This window comes from Methylomonas sp. LWB (assembly GCF_001856095.1).
GTDB classification, from domain to species: Bacteria; Pseudomonadota; Gammaproteobacteria; order Methylococcales; family Methylomonadaceae; genus Methylomonas; species Methylomonas koyamae_A.
In genome coordinates this window covers 84,697-102,323 of record NZ_MKMC01000005.1, presented here as the reverse complement: position 1 = coordinate 102,323, position 17,627 = coordinate 84,697, and the positions used below count along the sequence as shown (strand labels likewise).

Genomic DNA, 17,627 nt, shown 5'->3' with positions numbered 1-17,627 from the left:
GCTCCGGCGAGGCGGCCGGGCGGTATGGCTCAAGCTCTGGACGAGAATTCGCCGGTTTCGGTATTCACCTTGATGATCTCGCCGGTTTCGATGTATTCCGGGATCTGTACTTCCAGGCCGGTGGTCAGCTTCGCGGTTTTGGTGCGCTTGGTGGCGCTGGAGCCTTTCATCGCGGGCGGCGTTTCGACAATCTGCAACGTGACCGTCGTCGGCAATTGAATGCCCAGCGGCGCGTCGTCCATCAGCAACATGATGATGCCTTCCAGGCCGTCGCTCAAATACAGCGTCTGGCCTTCCAAATCCTCCGCCGCCAGCGCGTATTGCTCGTAAGTCTCGCTGTTCATGAAGTAATAGGTTTCGCCGTCCTGGTAGGAATACTGCACGTTGCAGCGCGAGCAATCCGCGGCCTTCAGCATGTCGTCGCTCTTGAAGGTTTCGTCCAGCTTTTGGCGGGTTTTCATGTGGGTGAAGCGGACTTTGTACAAGGTCGTCGCGCCGCGCGACGTCGGATTGCGCACATCGATGCTTTTGACGACATAGGGTTCGCCGTTGATTTCGATAGCGGTTCCTTGCTTGAGTTCGTTGGCTTTAGGCACTGCTTATTCCTCGTGGATTGAAGGGGGTAAAAGGGATTGCCATTGGCCGGCGATCAGGCCGGACAGCGGTTGATAGTCGATTTTGTAGCGCATTTTACGGCATTCGGCGATCCAAAAACCCAGATAAACGTAGGGTAGCTCCAATTGTTTGGCGTATTCGATCTGCCACAGCACCGCATACACGCCGGGACTGTAGGTCGCCAGGGTCGGGTCGAAAAAGGTATATACCGCCGACAGGCCGTGATCGACGACGTCGACGACCGCGACGGCCGCCAGCCGGCCTTCGATCAAGAATTCGACAAAATGGGTATCGCACCAACGGCTGCCGAGAAAACGCAAATAATCTTCCTCGCTCGGCGGCGCTTCGTCCGGTTTGTCGTGGCGAGCCCGCAGATAGGTTTGATAAAGCCGGAAATGGCGAGGATCGAATTCGGCGCCGCGTATGACGGTCCGGGTGGATGCGTTCCGCGTCAGGCAACGGCGTTGTTTGCGGTTCGGTTGGAATTCTCGCACCGGAACGCGGGTGGGTATGCAGGCTTGGCAGTAGTCGCAATGCGGCCGGTACACGTGATCGCCGCTGCGCCGGAAGCCCAGTTCGATCAGGCGCGAATAAACGGCGGGATCCAGTTCGGTATCGGGATGGACGAAGGCCGAGCGAGCGCGCCGATCGTCCAGATAGGCGCAATCCTGTTCGCCGCTCAGCCAAAGAGAAATCGATTTTAGATTTGCCACGCTTGCGGATGCGGTGCCTGTTTGCACAAGACGGCCAGTGCCGCCGCGAATTCGCGGCGCGGGATGTCCTCGGCGCCTAAACTGAGTAAATGATCGCTACTGACTTGGCAGTCGATCAACTGGTAACCCCAGCTATCCAAATGACGCACCAAATCCACGAACGCGACTTTCGACGCATCGGTGGCGCGATGGAACATCGATTCGCCGAAGAACACCCGGCCGATCGCCAGACCGTACAAGCCGCCGACCAGTTCGCCGTTTTGCCAGGTCTCCCAGGAATGCGCGACGCCGAGTTGATGTAGCGTTTGGTAAGCGGCGCGCATATCGTCGGTGATCCAGGTGCCGCCATCCTCCCGGCGCGGCGCGGCGCAGGCCTCGATGACCTCGGCGAAAGCCGTGTCGCGGCGGGTTTCGAAATGCCCTTTACGCAGAGTTTTCGCCAGGCTGCGCGATACGTTCAAACTCTGCGGAAACAATACCAGGCGTGGATCGGGCGACCACCACAAGATCGGTTCGCCGGGGTTAAACCACGGAAACGCGCCGTGCCGGTAAGCGTTAACCAGACGCCGAGGCGATAGACAACCGCCTATCGCCAGCAGGCCGTTAGGCTCGGTCAGCGCGCGTTCCAACGGCGGGAACGCTTGACCGGGGCGCAGGGGGTCGAGAACGCTGAGTTGCATGCTGGCCGGACGTGAATGAATGGAGTTGCCAACATTGTAAAGCAAACCGGCTTACGGCGGATTGCTGGCGGGCGGCGGCCGTTAAGGATTCGCGGTGGGCGGGTATCGGTCGGGCAGAAAACGGACTCACGTATTCAGCGACAGTCCCAACACGAAATCGACCAGATTGAACGTCAAGCCAAAAATCGCTAGTTCCAGTTTGGCGGGAGATTTAAACAGCGAGGTCGCGGCCAGCATCATGCCGCAAGCATTGGCGGCCAGGAAACCGTATTGCATCAAGCGTAATACCAACAGCGAATTGTGGACGGGACCGTCGCTGGCTTGCACCGCGAACGACAACGGTAGCAAGAACGTCAGCCAGACTATCAGCGCGATGCCGCCAATAATCAATGCCGATCTGGCATAGCCGTACGAGCGATAGCGTCGCTTGCGGAGATTAGTCTGGCGGGAGATTTTGTTGTGGGTCAAGATGGACGCGGGCGGGTTTGTAACGGATATTTAGTTCTAAACGCTTGGGTGGGCAAAGTCACGGATGATGGCTGAAAACTGTCGCGCGGTGCAAATAATATTTTGCACTCCAAACGGCGCGGACGAATACTGTTAAGTTGCGGCGCCGCGAATGCACGCAAAACATGCCCGATGCCGAATAGGCACTGTTTAGAACCAAATCAATACGGCGTTCGGCGGTAATGAAGAGCGGAGGGGGATTCGGCAACGAAGTCGTCGACAAACCCCAGAACGGCAAACCCGGTTTAAACCGGCGCGGCCAACATGCCTTGGGTGACGATGAATTGAGCGACGGCGTCCAGGCCAACGCCGGCCTTGATATTGGTAAACACGAACGGCCGCTCGCCGCGCATTTTCTTGGCGTCGCGGTCCATCACCTCCAACGACGCACCGACGTAAGGCGCCAGATCGATTTTATTGATCACCAATAAATCCGATTTGGTAATGCCGGGGCCGCCCTTGCGCGGAATCTTGTCGCCGGCCGAGACGTCGATTACGTAAATGGTCAAATCGGCCAGTTCCGGGCTGAAGGTGGCGCTGAGATTGTCGCCGCCGCTTTCGACCAACACGAAATCCAGCTCCGGAAAGCGCTCGCACAACTCGTCCACCGCCGCCAAGTTCATAGACGCATCTTCGCGGATCGCGGTATGCGGACAGCCGCCGGTTTCCACACCCAGGATGCGTTCTTCCGGCAAGGCCTGGCTCCGGATCAGAAATTGCTGATCCTCGCGGGTGTAGATGTCGTTGGTGACCACGCCGATTTGAAATTCTTCGCGCATGCGTTTGCACAGCGCATCCACCAAAGCGGTTTTGCCGGAACCTACCGGGCCGCCGACGCCGATTCTCAATACCTGTTTGTCGTTCATGTTGTCTCCAGTTGCCCGGATGCAATCCGGGATTTAAAAATGTCCAACCTCGATTCCGCTATGCTGCAGGGAGGCTACCTTGTTTATCAATCGGACACGCTGTGGTAGAGCGTAATCTCAAGAGCGAAACAGCCGCGAATACTGCATTTCATGCCGGCTACTGGCCAGCGCCAAACCGAAACAACTGCCGCCGATGTCGTCGTCCGTCAGTTGCAACGCTTGCTCCACCAAGCCCGGCAATTCGCCGGCCAGACTCTGCAACAATCGCTGCCCGGCCACTTGTCCCAGCGGCACCAATTTGATCGCGCCCAGCACTTGGTTTTCCAGCCAGCCCCACAAATAACCGGCAACCGCATCGGCTTTATCGATTTGCCAGCGGGTTGCCGCCAGCGCAAACAAGGCCGCCAAGGTCGCATCGGGCCGTTTTTGCCAAGTCTGGGCTTCCGGCATCTCCAACTTGATCAGCAAGCGCGCCAGGGCCTGGCCGGTCTGCTTGTCCTCGGCGCGCAATTCGGCGGTTTCCCGGCAGGCGCTCAGGGTTTGGCTCCAATGCGTGACAGCCGTAAGGTCATTGGTCCGCCAGGCATCGTACAACCTTGCCAACAACGGAGCATCGACCTTACCCAAGCCGTTGTGCAACAAGCCGCGCAGCCAGTCGCCGGTTTGTTCCGCGTTCGTCACCCAGCCGTCGTGCACCGCCGTTTCCAGCCCCTGGGAATAGCTGTACATGCCGATCGGCAGACTGGGGCTGACCAGTTGCAGCAGCCTTAACAGCGATAAATCAGTGACCATGGCTATGATAAGCGCCGGCTTCCGGTTCGAACGGCAGGGTTTGATGCTCGACGGTCAAACCCAATCCGACCAGCATTTGATCCAGCACATGATCGGTCAAAAACCGCAATTCGCCGGGTAAAATTTGCAAGGCCACGTGACGGTTGCCCAAATGGTAACAGGCGCGGGCGAACAACATCGGATCGGCGCATTTCACCACCGATAAGGCTTCCGGCGCGGCGTTGACCCGCACCTTGAAGCCCTGGGCGTTGGTTAGCACCGCGCCGTGCTTCAAGGTTTGCCCTCTGGGCAAAAACACCCCGACTTGAACGCCGCCTTGGGTAATGGCCGGTTGCCGGGACTTTTGCCGGGCCTCGAAGGGCAGGGTTAGGGTGTCGTCGGGAGATTCTTGGGATTCTGTGGTTTCGGTGAGTTTTAGCATTTGCTTATTTTGTGTAGGTCGGGTTAGCGAAGCGTAACCCGACACGTCGGCTTCCAGATTACTTGATGTCTTTTGGTCTTGTTGTGTCGCTGTCGCGACGGGTTTTTTACATGTCGGTTCGCGGACCGACAACCGCGTTACTTTCGCTACGAAAATCGTCCCTGGTTTTCGCCCTTTGGCCAACCTGTCGGTTGTTCAAATTCATTCCAAACGAATTTGTGCTTGGCCTCGGCAATTGCTCCATGCCTTGCTATACCTCCGGCATCCATATGGAAAAAGCCCCTCTCCCTTTGGGATAAGGTTGGGATGACGGAAACAAAATAAAGCTTTCTTGCCTATTTATCGCTCTCACCCTAGCTCTTCCTGAGGCAGAGGGGAGCATCCGTTCTTAACTAAATGGCAGTGGCGCAGCGCGTGGGGAAGCATAAAATTATCAGCAGCCACCGCCGCCTTCGTTTGAATGATTACTGGGGCCAATTTTCCGCCATTCGCTATACCCGCAGCGTTTGCAACGATAGAAATATTCCAATTCATACACGGCTTGTTTCAATTGCCGGCTTTGGCCGGTTTTTTTAAACGCCCTATATTCCTGGCAATGCGGGCATTGGTCAATGAAACATAAACCGATACAAACCACAAACAACAAAATCAGTATGAAAAATGCCATTTAATGACGCTTATTTATTTGGTGTCGCTGTTGCGACGAGTGGTTTAAATGTCGGGTCTTGGCCCGGCGGCCGAGTAACTTTTCTTTGCTTGGCCTCGGCAATTGCTCCTGCATTGCTCTACCTCCTGCATCCATGCAGTCGAAAAGAAAATATCCAAAGAAAAGGCCACCCGGCATTCCGCCTTAATCCTGCGCGTCTCGCTTTTGGTGAGGGTTTTCGGAAGGGCTATCCTTAGCCCTCCGAAAACGAGCGGCATCCCTGCCGCGCCCCTGCGGGCTATTCTCGCCAAAAGCTGCGATGCTCGGGGCGGAATAACGGGAGAAAAACCACCCCAATTTCAAAAGGGACTACAAAAATCTCGTTCGTAGATACCGTTATCCAAGTCAAGCCAAATATGTAGCGGAATCGAGGACGCCAGCTGTCTTGCGGGGTGAGGCTAGTTGCTTGAGAAAAATAAGCGGATTTAAAAATCAGCGAGTCAGTTTATATTCGCCAGTTAATAATCGAATAAAGCGCATTATATGTGCATCATCTACTTTGACCTCGTATTCGCCGGCTTTGCTATTTGAAATCTCTAACACGTCAAAGGATATGAGAAGATCAAATAAGCCTCGGAAATCTTCATCCCATTTACATGCATCAAAAAAGGCAGTTCTTTCAATAAACCTCTTGCCATTAACATCTCGTTCATGTTTTAGAATTATATTTAGACCGTCAACTAATTGTTGTTTGAATGGAAAACTTGTATAGATATTGACAATCCTTGGTCTATCAACCTCCGCCCATTCGAAACTTTCTTCCGGCATTTGCAGAGGAAGAAATAAACGCCCATGCTCAGCTATTTTAATTGCCTCATCGTTGTCAACGTTTGCTATCGCATAAAGATAAAGCGTAAACATATACTTTGCCCGATAGCGCAAATCATCTGAAAGCTGCCTATAATTCTTTAATGCCATTAACTCTCCATCCTGAAGCTTCTTTATCCTATCCTTAAGAGCATTTAGTTCGTCATCGAATTTCTTAAAATAATCATGCTGCATCTCTTTATCGACAAATTCCTTTCTTTGTGCTTTAAGAACAGCCCATTCTTTAAATATTGCGATCCATTCCCTAGTCCAGGAAATGATAATATCTAGAACTGGATAGCCAATTGCATAAATCAAAGCAATTTCAAAGGCAAGCCATACAGAATGGTAATCTAATAGCTCTGGATGCGCGTCGATATATTTTAGTTTTTCCTCAAATTTTCCTTGACTAATTAGAATAAGAATTAATCTAAAGTGGGCGCCTGCTAGTGCAAGTAAAAAAGACCCCATAAATGGACTGCTAAACCGACTAATAATCTCAGAATTAATTGCTTCAACTATTCTTTTCATAAACCTGAATCTGTGGCTTAAAAATCCACTCGCAACTGCAACTCAATGATTTAAAAGGCCCGTGTAGGGCGTATTAGCGGTAGCGTAATGCGCCGAATGATTAAAGACCGACATGCGGCGCAATACGGCTACGCCTATTGGCGCCCTACGATTTTGCACCTTCAGCAACCTAGGGTGAGCACGATTTAGTGCCCACGCGGAATTAACGTCAAATGGTGGGCAAAATTGCCCACCCTACGCCTCAAATTTAGCTTTCAAATTCATACAATACCTTATCCACCGCGGGAGGTTAATCCCCTGATGCCGCGCGTTTTCGGAGGGCTAGGAAAGCCCTTCCGAAAACCCCGCTCAAACCCGCAGGAGCGCAGGACAAATCGGCAGGATAGCCGATTTGCATGCGATAGCACCCGAAGGGCGAGGCACAAGGATGTGCCGAGTGAGCCAAGCGGCATGGGGCCGCCTTTCTTTTGGATACTTTTCTTTGGCGGACCAAAGAAAAGTATCGCGGTTGTCGGTCCGCGAACCGACATTAAAACCACCGTCGCTCCAGCGATACAAGAAATCAACACCCAACCCGTTTACACAAAATTCAGGACACCCTCTTCGTTTAATGCTCTGAGCTTCACGCGCAAGGCTTTTTGCCTTTCGTTTGATGCTCGGAGCCATGCACGCAAGTCTTTTTGTGTTGCGTTTATCGCTCGGAGCCTCGCACGCAAGTCTTTTTGCTTTTCGTTTAATGCTCCGAGCTTCACGCGCAAGGCTTTTTGCCTTTCGTTTATTGCTCGGAGTCTCGCGCGCAAGTCTTTTTGTGTTGCGTTTATCGCTCGGAGCCTTGCGCCCAAGTCTTTTTGTTTTGCGTTTATTGCTCGGAGCCTTGCTCGCCAGTCTTTTTGCGTTGCGTTTGCCGCCGGAGACAGCATCGACAAGACGGCTGGCGTTGTTGGCCCGGTTTCGAATCGCACAGCACCGGTTAAACGCTTTGAGTAGCGCAAGCCGTGCCTTGCATTTGCGGTTGCAAACTAGGCGTGCCTGGCTGGGCGCCGCAGTGCCGATGCAGCCTTGAGCCCCGGATGCCGCGCCGCGTATCGGGATATACCGAGTAAGTCATCCGCGTTTGCGCCAATGGCCGCTCGAAATAAAGCGTGGAAACCGTCACACTTTTCCAGTCTAAAACTTAACAGAGCGCCAAGGATAGTTTCCCTAAATTAACACCGTCCCAAACAGTTTCGCGGAGATTAAAAAAATGATCGCGAAGACCTACGGACACACTGCCCTTGCATTTGGATATTACCCATTTCCGAGTATGTGATATTCCAGATTTAAGCGCAGTGATCGCCAATTAATCCTTGTGTTTACTATCTTTTAGGTGAATCTCATGAAAACCATCAAAAATCTGTTGTTAATGTTGTCTGTAGTTGCTGCTTCCATGTTTGGCGCTAGTGCCGCCAATGCCGCGAGTTGTGGCGGAGGTTGGACTTATGTCTCCGGTGTCTACGAATATAATGTAAACGGCAACACATACGGTTATATTTACACGGTGCCTGAGCACACCGTGTTGCCGGGCTATACCAACTATTTCCTGACCTACAATAAAGAGGCTTTGATCCAGGCAAAAATGGCGCTGCAAAACCATCAAAGCTTGTATTTGTACGGTGATTCCGGCACTGCAGCCTGCCCAACTTCCGGATCTTTCCGCTACCTGGGTACTTTAACCTATCTGTACGAGTATTAATCGCTAAACCGGATCATGCGGAATCTTTGGCCTGATTCGTCCGACCGAGATTCCGCTCCGAGCAAACTCAAACTAGGTCAAGATCATGAACAAATTTGTCTCAATACTGGGTGTGGCTAGCATTTTTGCGAGCGGATATTTTGCCGGTCAGCAATTTCCGGATCGCGGCGAGAGCCATCCGGCGGCACCGGAACATGCCGCTTCAGCTTCCGCGCCGGTCATCGCGGCTGGCGCGAACAGAAGGCTGGATATTCCGCCGGCAAATACCGCAATGTCTCAGGATACTCAATTACCCCCGCACGAGCGCCAACGGCTGGCGCCAGCCAATAGCTTGTCGCCCGAGGATGAGGCTGCGCGTAACGAAGCCAATGCCGAGATGATTGCGTCGATGCGAGCTAACCATTTACCGGATGAGCATATTGCTCAAATGGAACAGACTTTGAAAGAACAGGAATCTGCTAGTCCCGTTCAGCCCGAAGAACCGGTCGCGGAACGAACCGGCGCGGAATTGAGCGCAGAGTTACGGGCAAGCCTCAAGCAATCCGGTGTTCCGCCGGAAATCATCGAAGCGATGGCTCAGCAAGTGGAAGCCGACACCGTCAGCATCGACGAACCGGTTCCGCCCCATAAAGCCCCCAGACCGGGTTCCTGAGCCAACGGCTGGCGAGTTTTCTTCCGCCATCCCTTTCTTGTTGTGGCTGGCCGATACCGGGCCGGACACGGGATAGGGATGGCTAAATCGTCCTCAAAACAAAAAATACCGCTGCGCCATCGGCAACACCACCGCCGGTTCGCAAATCAACAACTCTCCATCCGCCCGCACCTGATAAGTCTGCGGACAAACCTCCATCACCGGCTGGTAGTCGTTCAGTTTCAAATCGGCCTTGCCGATAGTTCGGGTGTTTTTCACCGCACCCACCCGTTTTTGTAGTCCCAATTGCTCCGCCAAACCCGATGCCACTGCCGCTTGCGGCAAAAAGATCATCGAATTGTTGGCGGCGGTGCGGCCAAAACTGCCGAACATGGGTCGGTAATGCACCGGTTGCGGGGTGGGTATCGAGGCATTGGCATCGCCCATCGGCGCGGCGGCGATCAGGCCGCCTTTAATGATCAGGCTGGGCTTAACCCCGAAGAAGGCCGGCTGCCAGAGCACTAGATCGGCCAGTTTGCCGGCTTCGATGGAGCCCACTTCGTGGCTGATGCCGTGGCTGATGGCCGGGTTGATGGTGTATTTGGCGATGTAGCGCTTGATACGGAAATTGTCGTTTTGCGCCCCCTCACCCCCAGCCCCTCTCCCGGTGGGAGAGGGGAGAGGTTTGTCTTTGTCCCCCTCGCCCTTAGGGAGAGGGGTTAGGGGTGAGGGTAAATGCCCACGTTGCGCTTTCATCTTGTGCGCAGTCTGCCAGGTACGGATCACTACTTCGCCGACCCGGCCCATGGCTTGCGAATCCGAGGAAATCATCGAAAACGCACCCAGGTCGTGCAGGATGTCTTCGGCGGCGATAGTTTCGCGGCGGATGCGTGATTCGGCAAAAGCCACGTCTTCCGGGATGCTCGGATCAAGATGATGGCAGACCATCAGCATGTCCAGATGCTCATCGACGGTGTTGACCGTGTAGGGCCGGGTCGGGTTAGTCGACGACGGCAGCACATTGTTCAAGCCGCAGGCTTTGATGATGTCCGGCGCATGGCCGCCACCGGCGCCTTCGGTGTGGTAGGTATGTATCGTGCGGCCCTTGAAGGCGGCGAAAGTATCTTCGACAAACCCGGATTCGTTCAAGGTATCGGTGTGAATTGCCACCTGCACGTCGTAATCGTCGGCCACGCCTAGGCAGCAGTCTATCGCCGCCGGGGTGGTGCCCCAATCTTCATGCAGTTTCAGGCCCATCGCTCCGGCTTTGATTTGTTCCTCCAATGCACCGGGCAGGCTGGCGTTGCCCTTGCCCAGCAAACCAAAGTTCATCGGCAAACCGTCCAGCGCGGTCAGCATTTGTTGCAGATGCCAAGGCCCCGGCGTACAAGTGGTGGCATTGGTGCCGGTGGCCGGACCGGTGCCGCCGCCTATCATCGTCGTCACGCCGGAGCACAGTGCTTCGTCGATCTGCTGCGGACAAATGAAATGGATGTGGGCGTCAATGCCGCCGGCGGTCAGAATCTGGCCTTCGCCGGCGATGACTTCGGTGCCGGGGCCGACAATGATGTCCACGCCGGGTTGAATGTCGGGATTGCCGGCTTTGCCGATTTTAAAAATCCGCCCCTGCTTGATGCCGACATCGGCTTTGACGATGCCCCAGTAATCGATGATCAGCGCGTTAGTGATCACCAAATCCACGGCCTGGTCGTTACCGAGCTGGCTTTGGCCCATGCCGTCGCGGATCACCTTACCGCCGCCGAATTTCACCTCGTCGCCGTAGACGGTGTAATCGGCTTCCACTTCCAGAATCAAATCGGTGTCGGCCAGCCGCAAGCGGTCGCCGGTGGTGGGGCCGAACATGTCGGCATAAGCCGCTCTCGAAATCTTGCTCATGCGGTTTTCTCCAATGCGCCCATCACCTCGCCGCGAAAGCCGTAGACTTTGCGCTCGCCGGCAAAAGCCACCAACTGCACCTCGCGTTGCTGGCCCGGCTCAAAACGCACCGCGGTGCCGGCCGGAATATCCAATCTAAAACCCAAGGCCACACTGCGGTCGAAGTGCAAAGCCGGGTTGGTTTCGTAAAAATGATAATGCGAGCCGACCTGAATTGGCCGGTCGCCGCTGTTGGCAACCAAGACTTTAACGGTGGCGCGGCCGGCATTGAGTTCGATGTCGCCAGCGGCTGGGAAGATTTCTCCGGGGATCATTTTGGGCTCCTTTTATTCATTTTTTCCGCGTGGGCACGATAAATCGTGTCCACCCTACATGTTGGATTTTCTTTGCTTTCTGACAGATTTGCGTAGGGTGGGCACGTGCTTTTTGTGCCCACGCGATGACTAAACAATCGGCTCATGCACCGTCACCAATTTGGTGCCATCAGGAAACGTCGCCTCCACCTGCACCTCGGTCAGCATCTCGGCGATGCCGTCCATCACATCGTCGATGCTTAACAACGTTCGACCATAAGCCATTAACTCGGCCACGGTCTGACCGTCGCGGGCGCCTTCCATGATCGCGGCGGAGATATAGGCCACGGCTTCCGGGTAGTTAAGTTTCAAGCCTCTGGCTTTGCGGCGCTCGGCGAGAAGGGCGGCAGTGAAGAGGAGGAGTTTGTCTTTTTCTCTAGGGGTTAGTTGCATGGCGTTATCGTCAGCTAAATAGTAGTGTTTGGAATGTTGGTAAGTTGTATCGCGGTTAAATGTTTCCCAACTTGCATAGGCCTATCTTCCGAGTTATTGTGTCGTACCGTTTTTTGTACAACAGGAGCATTAATGGACGCCATCAGTTACAGCGCCGCTCGCGCCAATTTAGCCAAAACCATGGACAAGGTTTGCGCCGACCATGCCCCCATCATCATCACCCGTAAAAGCGAATCCCCGGTGGTGATGCTGTCTTTGGAAGACTACCAAGCCATGGAGGAAACCGCCTATTTATTACGCTCGCCAGCCAACGCCCGCCGCTTGCTGGAGTCCATCGCCGAGCTGGAGTCCGGCCAAGGCACGGAGCGCGAATTAATCGAGTGAAAATCACGTTTTCTTCCGATGCCTGGGATAGCTATCTGTACTGGCAAACCACCGACAAGGCCATTCTTAAACGCATCAACCAATTGATCAAGGAAATCCAGCGCCAGCCGTTCGAGGGCATCGGTAAGCCGGAACCACTGCAACACGGTTTGTCCGGCTATTGGTCGCGGCGGATAAACGACGAGCATCGAATCGTTTATAAGGTTACTGGGGATACTTTGTTGATTGCGCAATTGCGGTATCACTATGAGTATTGACCTTAATTTGTGTCGCTACCGCGACGAGTTTATTTAATGTCGGGTCTCGGCCCGACAGCCGAGATACTTTCTTTTGTTTGGCCAAAAGAAAGTATCCAAAGAAAAAGCCACCCCATGCCGCTTTGATCCTGCGCTTCGAAGGGTTTGAACGGGGTTTTCGGAAGGGCTATCCATAGCCCTCCGAAAACGAGCGGCATCCTTGCCGCTCCCCTGCGGGCTGATCCGTCCAAACCCTCCGGTGCTCGGCGCGGCATCAGGGGAGAAAACCGTCCCGAATTTTGAAGTCAAAAAATGAAATTCGGTAGGTCCGATTAGCGAAGCGTAATCGGACGGATGTTTAAATAATAAATTTATTGAATGCCTTATAAAAATATATAATATCAAAAAGTCAAAATTAAACTATTCAATAAATTCATTCGTCCGATTACGCTTCGCTAATCGGACCTACGGCGCCTGAGCAGCCAGTAATAGACTTCGGGTTCGGGTTTCAAAGTCTTCAGAAAATTCAGATACTTTCAAATTTTCAATTAGTTTTATGACTTGTTTACATTCTGTATAATTGAAGTTTGATCGTAACCATAAAAAACTCAGTATTAGCCAAGAGGAGTATTTGCATAAGTCTCTTAGGTCATTGCAATTAATTTGAACTCCATGACCTTCATGAACGATTTTAGACCGAAGATCATAAAGGGCATTAATGCGCTTAGATAACCAGCGAACATTAGGTCTATCACTAAACTCGTGTCCACAATACCATATTAATATAGGCATACCGTCAACAAGATTTCTTGTTATTCCATTTTGAGAATGAAGTCCCGTTGTTAGTAAGCTTTCAATTGAAATCCAATACTTAACGAACGCAGAGTCTGGTTTAAAGTCGTTTTGAGCTTCTCCAATCCAATATATAGCAGATTTAACTGCCTTTTCATAGTTATTGTAAGGATGAAAAATAAAATCACTTATTTCATTTAAGTAGCCATTTTTCTTTATATCGGAAAAGTTTCTGCTATAAATGTCGAAGGCAAATAATGGAGCTGCGCCTCGATGATTAGATAAGGAAATGTGGTCGGATTCTACATAAAAAAAGTCCGAATTATTTTCAGGCCATTCGTTTTCAATAGAAATCTTAACTAAGCCTTCTTTTACACGATCATGGTGCAAGACACAAAATATGAATCTAAAATAAGAAATTACTGAATTTGCCTTCTCTCTGGCAACTAGTTCAGATAAATCTCTACAACCAAAAACACTTACTATTAGAGTAGTTTTGCCAATGAACTTTTTATACAAGGTTGAGTGTAAATATTCTGTCCATTGGTAATTGTTACTCTTGTTTTCATCAAGGAGTCGGTCAGCTAACGCCTTGTCAAATAAAACTATAGATACTTCGCCGAATTCCTCATGTAAACTATCCTTTAGCATCAAGCCGTGTACGGAAAAATAAAATCTATATTTATGTAGTTTTGAGTTAATTTTCTCAATCCACGTAGAAGTAAAAAAATCAAAATCAAATTTATTTTGCTCAATAAAATGCTCGTCAAGCGAATCTGAAAATGCCCAAAAAACAGTGTCTAGGCTAGCAACTCCAGCAATGTCATCCCAAGACATAAGCTTTTTGCAAAAATCTAAAAATAAATCGCATGTCTCGCGTGAATACGCGCGCCTAGATTTATGGAGATGGTTTGGGTAATTTTTGAGGTCGTCTAAACTGGTTGGTATTATAAAGTTTTTCTTGTCGGTAATAGATGAAAAAGAGCATTGTAGTTTTTTGCATAATTTCCTAGGTATATTTTTGAAGATAATTTTCATTGAATATCTTTGTTTTTATCTCATAGGGTTCACAATGTGAAACGCATTCTGCGCGATAGATGCGCCGCCTATTGTCAGCAGCATCCTACAATAGAACTTGAAACCCAAATTGCAAAATAATCCAACAACATTTCTTCTCGTGACGGGGTTATTGCCCCTGATGCCGCGCCGAGCACCGGAGGGTTTGAACGGATTAGTCCGCAGGGGCGATGCAGGGATGCATCGCGTTTTCGGAGGGCTATGGATAGCCCTTCCGAAAACCCCGTTCAAACCCTTCGGAGCGCAGGATATAAGCGGCATGGGGTGGCCTTTTCTTTGGATACTTTCTTTTGGCCAAACAAAAGAAAGTATCTCGGCTGTCGGGCCGAGACCCGACTTCTAAACAACCCCGTCGCGGCAGCGACACAAAATGGTTAATCCGTTCATGGTTCGACAAGCTCACCACGAACGGCTTAACCGGCACCGCAATCAAATTCTCATGTCGCCCAAATCCTCGGCAAACAAACCTCCTTCCCAATCACATCCCCCCGCACCAATCCCCAAACCCCCTCAAAAAAAACCTTCAAAAAATCCGCCCTAAGATCCAAGCCCCGACAAATCAACAAACCCTCAATCAAAGTCACCCCGCGATTAGTCTCTTCCCCAATCAATGCCTGCACTGCCGCCAACTGCAAAGGCGTAGCCGGATAAACGAACAGCGTCCCGCAAGCCGAATGCCCAAACAAACCCCAACGGGCCTTAAAGGCTTCCGCATCCAGATGCAAGCGTTCCATGTAAACCATGCGCCCGGCACGACTGATGCGCCAGCTTAAAGTGGCTGCCCCGTTATCGAAGCCTTCACCAGCAGCCGGGCGGCCCAAGGCTAATATTTCCCAGCCGATGAAGCGGGCGTGTTCGGCCAGATCGATATTCATGCTGGAATTTAAGCGCGCACCTTCGTAAACGATGGTTTCCTGCGGCAGCCATTCCAGGCTGGCGTTTTCAGCAACCGTGAGGTTGACGGTCTGCCGCGCTTCGCCGCCGCCGCTACGGTAGAACTTGCCGGCGGCCGGGGTGGTGATCAGCGCTTGGGCATCGGGTTCGACAGTGGCTGTAATACTTAGCTGATCGCCGGATACAACGCCGCCGGGCGGATGCAGCAAATAGACATGGCAGACGCCGCCTTCAGGGTAGAAGGGCCGCTGCACGGTCAAGGGGCCACGGTGGGTGCGGTTGACCAAGGCGGTTTTGGATCCACGTGGGGCGAAACCTAAAGTGAGTTCGGCTTCCCAGTGGCTGAACGATTGACTACAAAACTGTTTCTCCGCGAGCTCGTTACTCATTTGAATCTGTTAGTTGTTCAGGGTTCGAAACCTTATTTTGCGTGCCCTTCGACAAGCTCAGGACGACCGGTAATTAGAGGCGGGTAACAAAGTCAATCCGTTCGTCCTGAGCTTGTCGAAGGATGAACGGATTGACTTTTCGCAAGCCGGCTAACTTCAGCCCAATCACCTCTCATCATGGCTTCTTTCTTTTTCCGACTCGAGCCCTTGATTTGCCGTTCCGCCGATAGCGCTTCTTCTCGCGTGCTGGTTGCCTGAGACCAAATGCACTCTACCGGAAGACGCGATAAAGTGTAGCCACCGCATTCGCCAGCTTGATGTTGGGCTATTCGTTTTTCGAGATTATCGGTATGGCCGGTGTAATAGCTGCCGTCGGCGCAGCGAAGGATATAAACCCAGAACATTCTGCTTCCTTATCCTTGTTTGAGGTGTTGTAGGTCGCTGTTACGCCAATCAATTCCGCCGGGAAATAATCGCTACTCGCCAAACCGTTCGTGCTTCGACAAGGCTCTCCTGAGCGCCGCCGAAGGACTCAGCACGAACGGTTTGGCGCAGAGATGCACGGATTTTCCCGCCCATCCTTCGACGGGGCTCAGGACGAACGGGAAAATCCTAGCATGCAAACGGAAAAGTCGATTTTCGCCCCTAGAAAATCAAAATACTACACCGTCAAATACCGCTTCACCATGTCGTCCGCCAATTCGTTCATCTCCCCCACCGCCACATGCCGGCCACGGTCCAAGATGCAGAATTGATTGGCTACTTTGCGGGCGAACGGTAGCTTTTGTTCCACCAATAACACTGTCACCCCCAGTTCCTTATGAATACGGTCGATGGCTTGATGGATTTCGCCGGTTTCCGGTTTTGGGGCTGGCGTCGGCACTCCGCGCGATTTATTCAGACGAATAATCACGTCACCGATCTCGCTGACGATATTGGGTTGGATGCCTTCGGTCGGTTCGTCCAAGATCAGCAGGCGCGGGTTTAGCACTAGCGCGCGGCCGATGGCCAATTGCTGCTGCTGGCCGCCGGACAGATCGCCGCCCCGGCGCTTCAGCATTTGCTTCAGCACCGGAAAAATCTCGAAAATGCTGTCCGGCACTTTTTTGATGCCGTGTTTGTTGGCGGCGCGCAGGCCGGTTTTCAGGTTTTCTTCCACGGTTAATAAGGGAAAGATTTCTCGGCCTTGCGGCACGTAACCGATGCCTAGTTCGGCGCGGGATTCGGCCTTGGCTTTGGCCAATTCCACACCGTCGAATTGAATGCTGCCCTCGGCCACTGGGAGCAGGCCCATGATGGCTTTCAGGAGCGTGGTTTTGCCGACGCCGTTGCGGCCCATCAGGCAGACGCAGGCGCCGGCCGGCACGCTCAAATCCAGGTCCCACAAGGTGTGGCTGGCGCCGTAGTATTGTTGCAATGCGCTAATCGTTAACATCATCCCCCCAGGTAAACTTGGATCACGCGCGGATCGTTTTGGACTTCGTCCATGCTGCCTTCGGTGAGCACCGAGCCTTCGTGCAGTACCGTGACTTTACGGGCGATGCTACGGACGAATTCCATATCGTGCTCGACCACCACGATGGAATGCTTGCCTTGCAAGGACAGCAATAACTCGGCGGTGCGTTCGACTTCCTGATGGGTCATGCCGGCGATGGGTTCGTCGACCAGCATCACTTTCGGGTCCTGCATCAGCAGCATGCCGATTTCCAGCCATTGCTTCTGACCGTGCGACAGCGCGCCGGCCAGTTGCCGTTGTTGAGCGGGCAGGGCGATGGTTTGCAATACATCCTGGATGCGGTCGCGTTGCTCGCTGTTGAGTTTATGAAATAAAGTCGGCCAAGTGCGCTTGTCGGTCCGTAAGGCCAGTTCCAGATTTTCGAACACGGTCAAGGCGTCGAACACACTAGGTTTTTGAAACTTGCGGCAGATGCCGGCCTGGGCGATGGCCGGTTCGTCCAGTTCCAGCAAATCGATGGTCTGGCCGAAGAATACCGAGCCGCTGTCGGGTTTGGTTTTGCCGGTGATGACGTCCATCAAGGTGGTCTTGCCGGCACCATTGGGGCCGATCAGGCAGCGCAGTTCGCCGTCGTCGATGTACAGCGATAAATGGTTCAGCGCCCGGAAGCCGTCGAAGCTGACACTGACGTCTTCCATGTACAGAATCGGGCCGTGGCGGGCGTCGATTTCCCCGACCAGCGGTAGGCTGGCGCCG

General features: G+C 52.7%; 21 protein-coding genes. 5 read left to right on the top strand and 16 right to left on the bottom strand.

Going from position 1 to position 17,627, the window contains the following annotated elements; genetic code table 11:
• Positions 1–29: 29 nt before the first annotated feature.
• The 8 genes from yeiP to BJL95_RS02580 form a co-directional block, all read right to left on the bottom strand.
• The gene (yeiP, locus tag BJL95_RS02625) at positions 30–596 is read right to left on the bottom strand and encodes an elongation factor P-like protein YeiP (RefSeq protein WP_064026840.1); all 567 of its coding nucleotides are present in this window, start codon (positions 594–596) and stop codon (positions 30–32) included.
• A 3-nt stretch (positions 597–599) separates the two neighbouring features.
• A complete protein-coding gene (locus tag BJL95_RS02620; RefSeq protein WP_071155260.1) occupies positions 600–1,328 on the bottom strand; it encodes an arginyltransferase in 729 nt (242 codons plus the stop codon).
• Positions 1,316–2,008, bottom strand: coding sequence for a leucyl/phenylalanyl-tRNA--protein transferase (gene aat, locus BJL95_RS02615; RefSeq protein ID WP_071155258.1), 693 nt, complete (start codon positions 2,006–2,008; stop codon positions 1,316–1,318). The genes BJL95_RS02620 and aat overlap by 13 nt, the downstream gene beginning before the upstream one ends.
• A gap of 126 nt (positions 2,009–2,134) precedes the next feature.
• Positions 2,135–2,476, bottom strand: coding sequence for a hypothetical protein (locus BJL95_RS02610; RefSeq protein WP_064026847.1), 342 nt, complete (start codon positions 2,474–2,476; stop codon positions 2,135–2,137).
• 284 nt (positions 2,477–2,760) lie between these two features.
• Positions 2,761–3,381, bottom strand: a complete 621-nt coding sequence (ureG, locus tag BJL95_RS02605; RefSeq protein WP_064026849.1) for an urease accessory protein UreG — start codon at positions 3,379–3,381, stop codon at positions 2,761–2,763.
• A 117-nt stretch (positions 3,382–3,498) separates the two neighbouring features.
• Positions 3,499–4,173: an urease accessory protein UreF gene (locus tag BJL95_RS02600; protein ID WP_071155256.1), complete on the bottom strand. Its 675-nt coding sequence runs from the start codon at positions 4,171–4,173 to the stop codon at positions 3,499–3,501.
• On the bottom strand, positions 4,163–4,594 hold the full coding sequence (gene ureE, locus BJL95_RS02595; protein ID WP_064026853.1) for an urease accessory protein UreE: 432 nt from the start codon (positions 4,592–4,594) through the stop codon (positions 4,163–4,165). The genes BJL95_RS02600 and ureE overlap by 11 nt, the downstream gene beginning before the upstream one ends.
• Before the next feature lie 1,138 nt (positions 4,595–5,732).
• Positions 5,733–6,638, bottom strand: coding sequence for a hypothetical protein (locus BJL95_RS02580; protein ID WP_071155250.1), 906 nt, complete (start codon positions 6,636–6,638; stop codon positions 5,733–5,735).
• A 429-nt stretch (positions 6,639–7,067) separates the two neighbouring features.
• Between BJL95_RS02580 and BJL95_RS24425 the strand changes: the two genes are divergently transcribed.
• From BJL95_RS24425 to BJL95_RS02565, 3 genes are all read left to right on the top strand, one after another.
• Positions 7,068–7,625 (top strand): hypothetical protein, encoded by a 558-nt coding sequence (locus BJL95_RS24425; RefSeq protein WP_139306097.1) that lies wholly within the window; start codon positions 7,068–7,070, stop codon positions 7,623–7,625.
• A 388-nt stretch (positions 7,626–8,013) separates the two neighbouring features.
• Positions 8,014–8,370, top strand: coding sequence for a hypothetical protein (locus BJL95_RS02570; RefSeq protein ID WP_064026868.1), 357 nt, complete (start codon positions 8,014–8,016; stop codon positions 8,368–8,370).
• An 85-nt stretch (positions 8,371–8,455) separates the two neighbouring features.
• Positions 8,456–9,022 carry a hypothetical protein gene (locus tag BJL95_RS02565; RefSeq protein ID WP_071155246.1) on the top strand — a complete coding sequence of 189 codons (567 nt, stop codon included), beginning with the start codon at positions 8,456–8,458 and terminating at the stop codon, positions 9,020–9,022.
• A gap of 93 nt (positions 9,023–9,115) precedes the next feature.
• On the opposite strand, the gene ureC is transcribed toward BJL95_RS02565, so the two are convergent.
• The 3 genes from ureC to ureA form a co-directional block, all read right to left on the bottom strand.
• A complete protein-coding gene (gene ureC, locus BJL95_RS02560; protein WP_071155244.1) occupies positions 9,116–10,897 on the bottom strand; it encodes an urease subunit alpha in 1,782 nt (593 codons plus the stop codon).
• Entirely contained in the window at positions 10,894–11,211 is a 318-nt protein-coding gene (locus BJL95_RS02555; protein WP_071155242.1) for an urease subunit beta, read from the bottom strand. The genes ureC and BJL95_RS02555 overlap by 4 nt, the downstream gene beginning before the upstream one ends.
• Positions 11,212–11,340: 129 nt before the next feature.
• Positions 11,341–11,643 (bottom strand): urease subunit gamma, encoded by a 303-nt coding sequence (gene ureA / locus BJL95_RS02550; protein ID WP_020482653.1) that lies wholly within the window; start codon positions 11,641–11,643, stop codon positions 11,341–11,343.
• 132 nt (positions 11,644–11,775) lie between these two features.
• Here ureA and BJL95_RS02545 point away from each other — a divergent pair, with 132 nt between their 5' ends.
• Positions 11,776–12,027, top strand: a complete 252-nt coding sequence (locus BJL95_RS02545) for a type II toxin-antitoxin system Phd/YefM family antitoxin (RefSeq protein ID WP_071155240.1) — start codon at positions 11,776–11,778, stop codon at positions 12,025–12,027.
• On the top strand, positions 12,024–12,284 hold the full coding sequence (locus BJL95_RS02540) for a Txe/YoeB family addiction module toxin (protein WP_071155238.1): 261 nt from the start codon (positions 12,024–12,026) through the stop codon (positions 12,282–12,284). Before BJL95_RS02545 ends, BJL95_RS02540 begins: the two co-directional genes overlap by 4 nt.
• Positions 12,285–12,728: 444 nt before the next feature.
• Here the strand turns inward: BJL95_RS02540 and BJL95_RS02530 are convergent, their stop codons facing one another.
• From BJL95_RS02530 to urtD, 5 genes are all read right to left on the bottom strand, one after another.
• Positions 12,729–13,892 carry a HEPN domain-containing protein gene (locus tag BJL95_RS02530; protein WP_071155234.1) on the bottom strand — a complete coding sequence of 388 codons (1,164 nt, stop codon included), beginning with the start codon at positions 13,890–13,892 and terminating at the stop codon, positions 12,729–12,731.
• A 677-nt stretch (positions 13,893–14,569) separates the two neighbouring features.
• Positions 14,570–15,415 carry an urease accessory protein UreD gene (locus tag BJL95_RS02525; RefSeq protein ID WP_071155232.1) on the bottom strand — a complete coding sequence of 282 codons (846 nt, stop codon included), beginning with the start codon at positions 15,413–15,415 and terminating at the stop codon, positions 14,570–14,572.
• 92 nt (positions 15,416–15,507) lie between these two features.
• Complete coding sequence (locus BJL95_RS23550; RefSeq protein WP_083385576.1) at positions 15,508–15,819, bottom strand: GIY-YIG nuclease family protein; 312 nt, start codon at positions 15,817–15,819, stop codon at positions 15,508–15,510.
• Positions 15,820–16,076: 257 nt separating this feature from the next.
• A complete protein-coding gene (locus BJL95_RS02520; RefSeq protein WP_071155230.1) occupies positions 16,077–16,850 on the bottom strand; it encodes an ABC transporter ATP-binding protein in 774 nt (257 codons plus the stop codon).
• The gene (gene urtD / locus BJL95_RS02515) at positions 16,850–17,569 is read right to left on the bottom strand and encodes an urea ABC transporter ATP-binding protein UrtD (protein WP_368086596.1); all 720 of its coding nucleotides are present in this window, start codon (positions 17,567–17,569) and stop codon (positions 16,850–16,852) included. Before urtD ends, BJL95_RS02520 begins: the two co-directional genes overlap by 1 nt.
• Positions 17,570–17,627 lie beyond the last annotated feature (58 nt).

What these genes read in the sequence shown, in the direction of transcription:
- aat (WP_071155258.1), bottom strand. Translation starts at nt 2,008, where the DNA reads ATGCAACTCAGCGTTCTCGACCCCCTGCGCCCCGGTCAAGCGTTCCCG.
- ureG (WP_064026849.1), bottom strand. Translation starts at nt 3,381, where the DNA reads ATGAACGACAAACAGGTATTGAGAATCGGCGTCGGCGGCCCGGTAGGT.
- BJL95_RS02600 (WP_071155256.1), bottom strand. Translation starts at nt 4,173, where the DNA reads ATGGTCACTGATTTATCGCTGTTAAGGCTGCTGCAACTGGTCAGCCCC.
- ureE (WP_064026853.1), bottom strand. Translation starts at nt 4,594, where the DNA reads ATGCTAAAACTCACCGAAACCACAGAATCCCAAGAATCTCCCGACGAC.
- BJL95_RS02580 (WP_071155250.1), bottom strand. Translation starts at nt 6,638, where the DNA reads ATGAAAAGAATAGTTGAAGCAATTAATTCTGAGATTATTAGTCGGTTT.
- BJL95_RS02570 (WP_064026868.1), top strand. Translation starts at nt 8,014, where the DNA reads ATGAAAACCATCAAAAATCTGTTGTTAATGTTGTCTGTAGTTGCTGCT.
- BJL95_RS02565 (WP_071155246.1), top strand. Translation starts at nt 8,456, where the DNA reads ATGAACAAATTTGTCTCAATACTGGGTGTGGCTAGCATTTTTGCGAGC.
- ureC (WP_071155244.1), bottom strand. Translation starts at nt 10,897, where the DNA reads ATGAGCAAGATTTCGAGAGCGGCTTATGCCGACATGTTCGGCCCCACC.
- BJL95_RS02555 (WP_071155242.1), bottom strand. Translation starts at nt 11,211, where the DNA reads ATGATCCCCGGAGAAATCTTCCCAGCCGCTGGCGACATCGAACTCAAT.
- ureA (WP_020482653.1), bottom strand. Translation starts at nt 11,643, where the DNA reads ATGCAACTAACCCCTAGAGAAAAAGACAAACTCCTCCTCTTCACTGCC.
- BJL95_RS02545 (WP_071155240.1), top strand. Translation starts at nt 11,776, where the DNA reads ATGGACGCCATCAGTTACAGCGCCGCTCGCGCCAATTTAGCCAAAACC.
- BJL95_RS02530 (WP_071155234.1), bottom strand. Translation starts at nt 13,892, where the DNA reads ATGTCTTGGGATGACATTGCTGGAGTTGCTAGCCTAGACACTGTTTTT.
- BJL95_RS02525 (WP_071155232.1), bottom strand. Translation starts at nt 15,415, where the DNA reads ATGAGTAACGAGCTCGCGGAGAAACAGTTTTGTAGTCAATCGTTCAGC.
- BJL95_RS23550 (WP_083385576.1), bottom strand. Translation starts at nt 15,819, where the DNA reads ATGTTCTGGGTTTATATCCTTCGCTGCGCCGACGGCAGCTATTACACC.
- BJL95_RS02520 (WP_071155230.1), bottom strand. Translation starts at nt 16,850, where the DNA reads ATGTTAACGATTAGCGCATTGCAACAATACTACGGCGCCAGCCACACC.
- urtD (WP_368086596.1), bottom strand. Translation starts at nt 17,569, where the DNA reads ATGGAAGACGTCAGTGTCAGCTTCGACGGCTTCCGGGCGCTGAACCAT.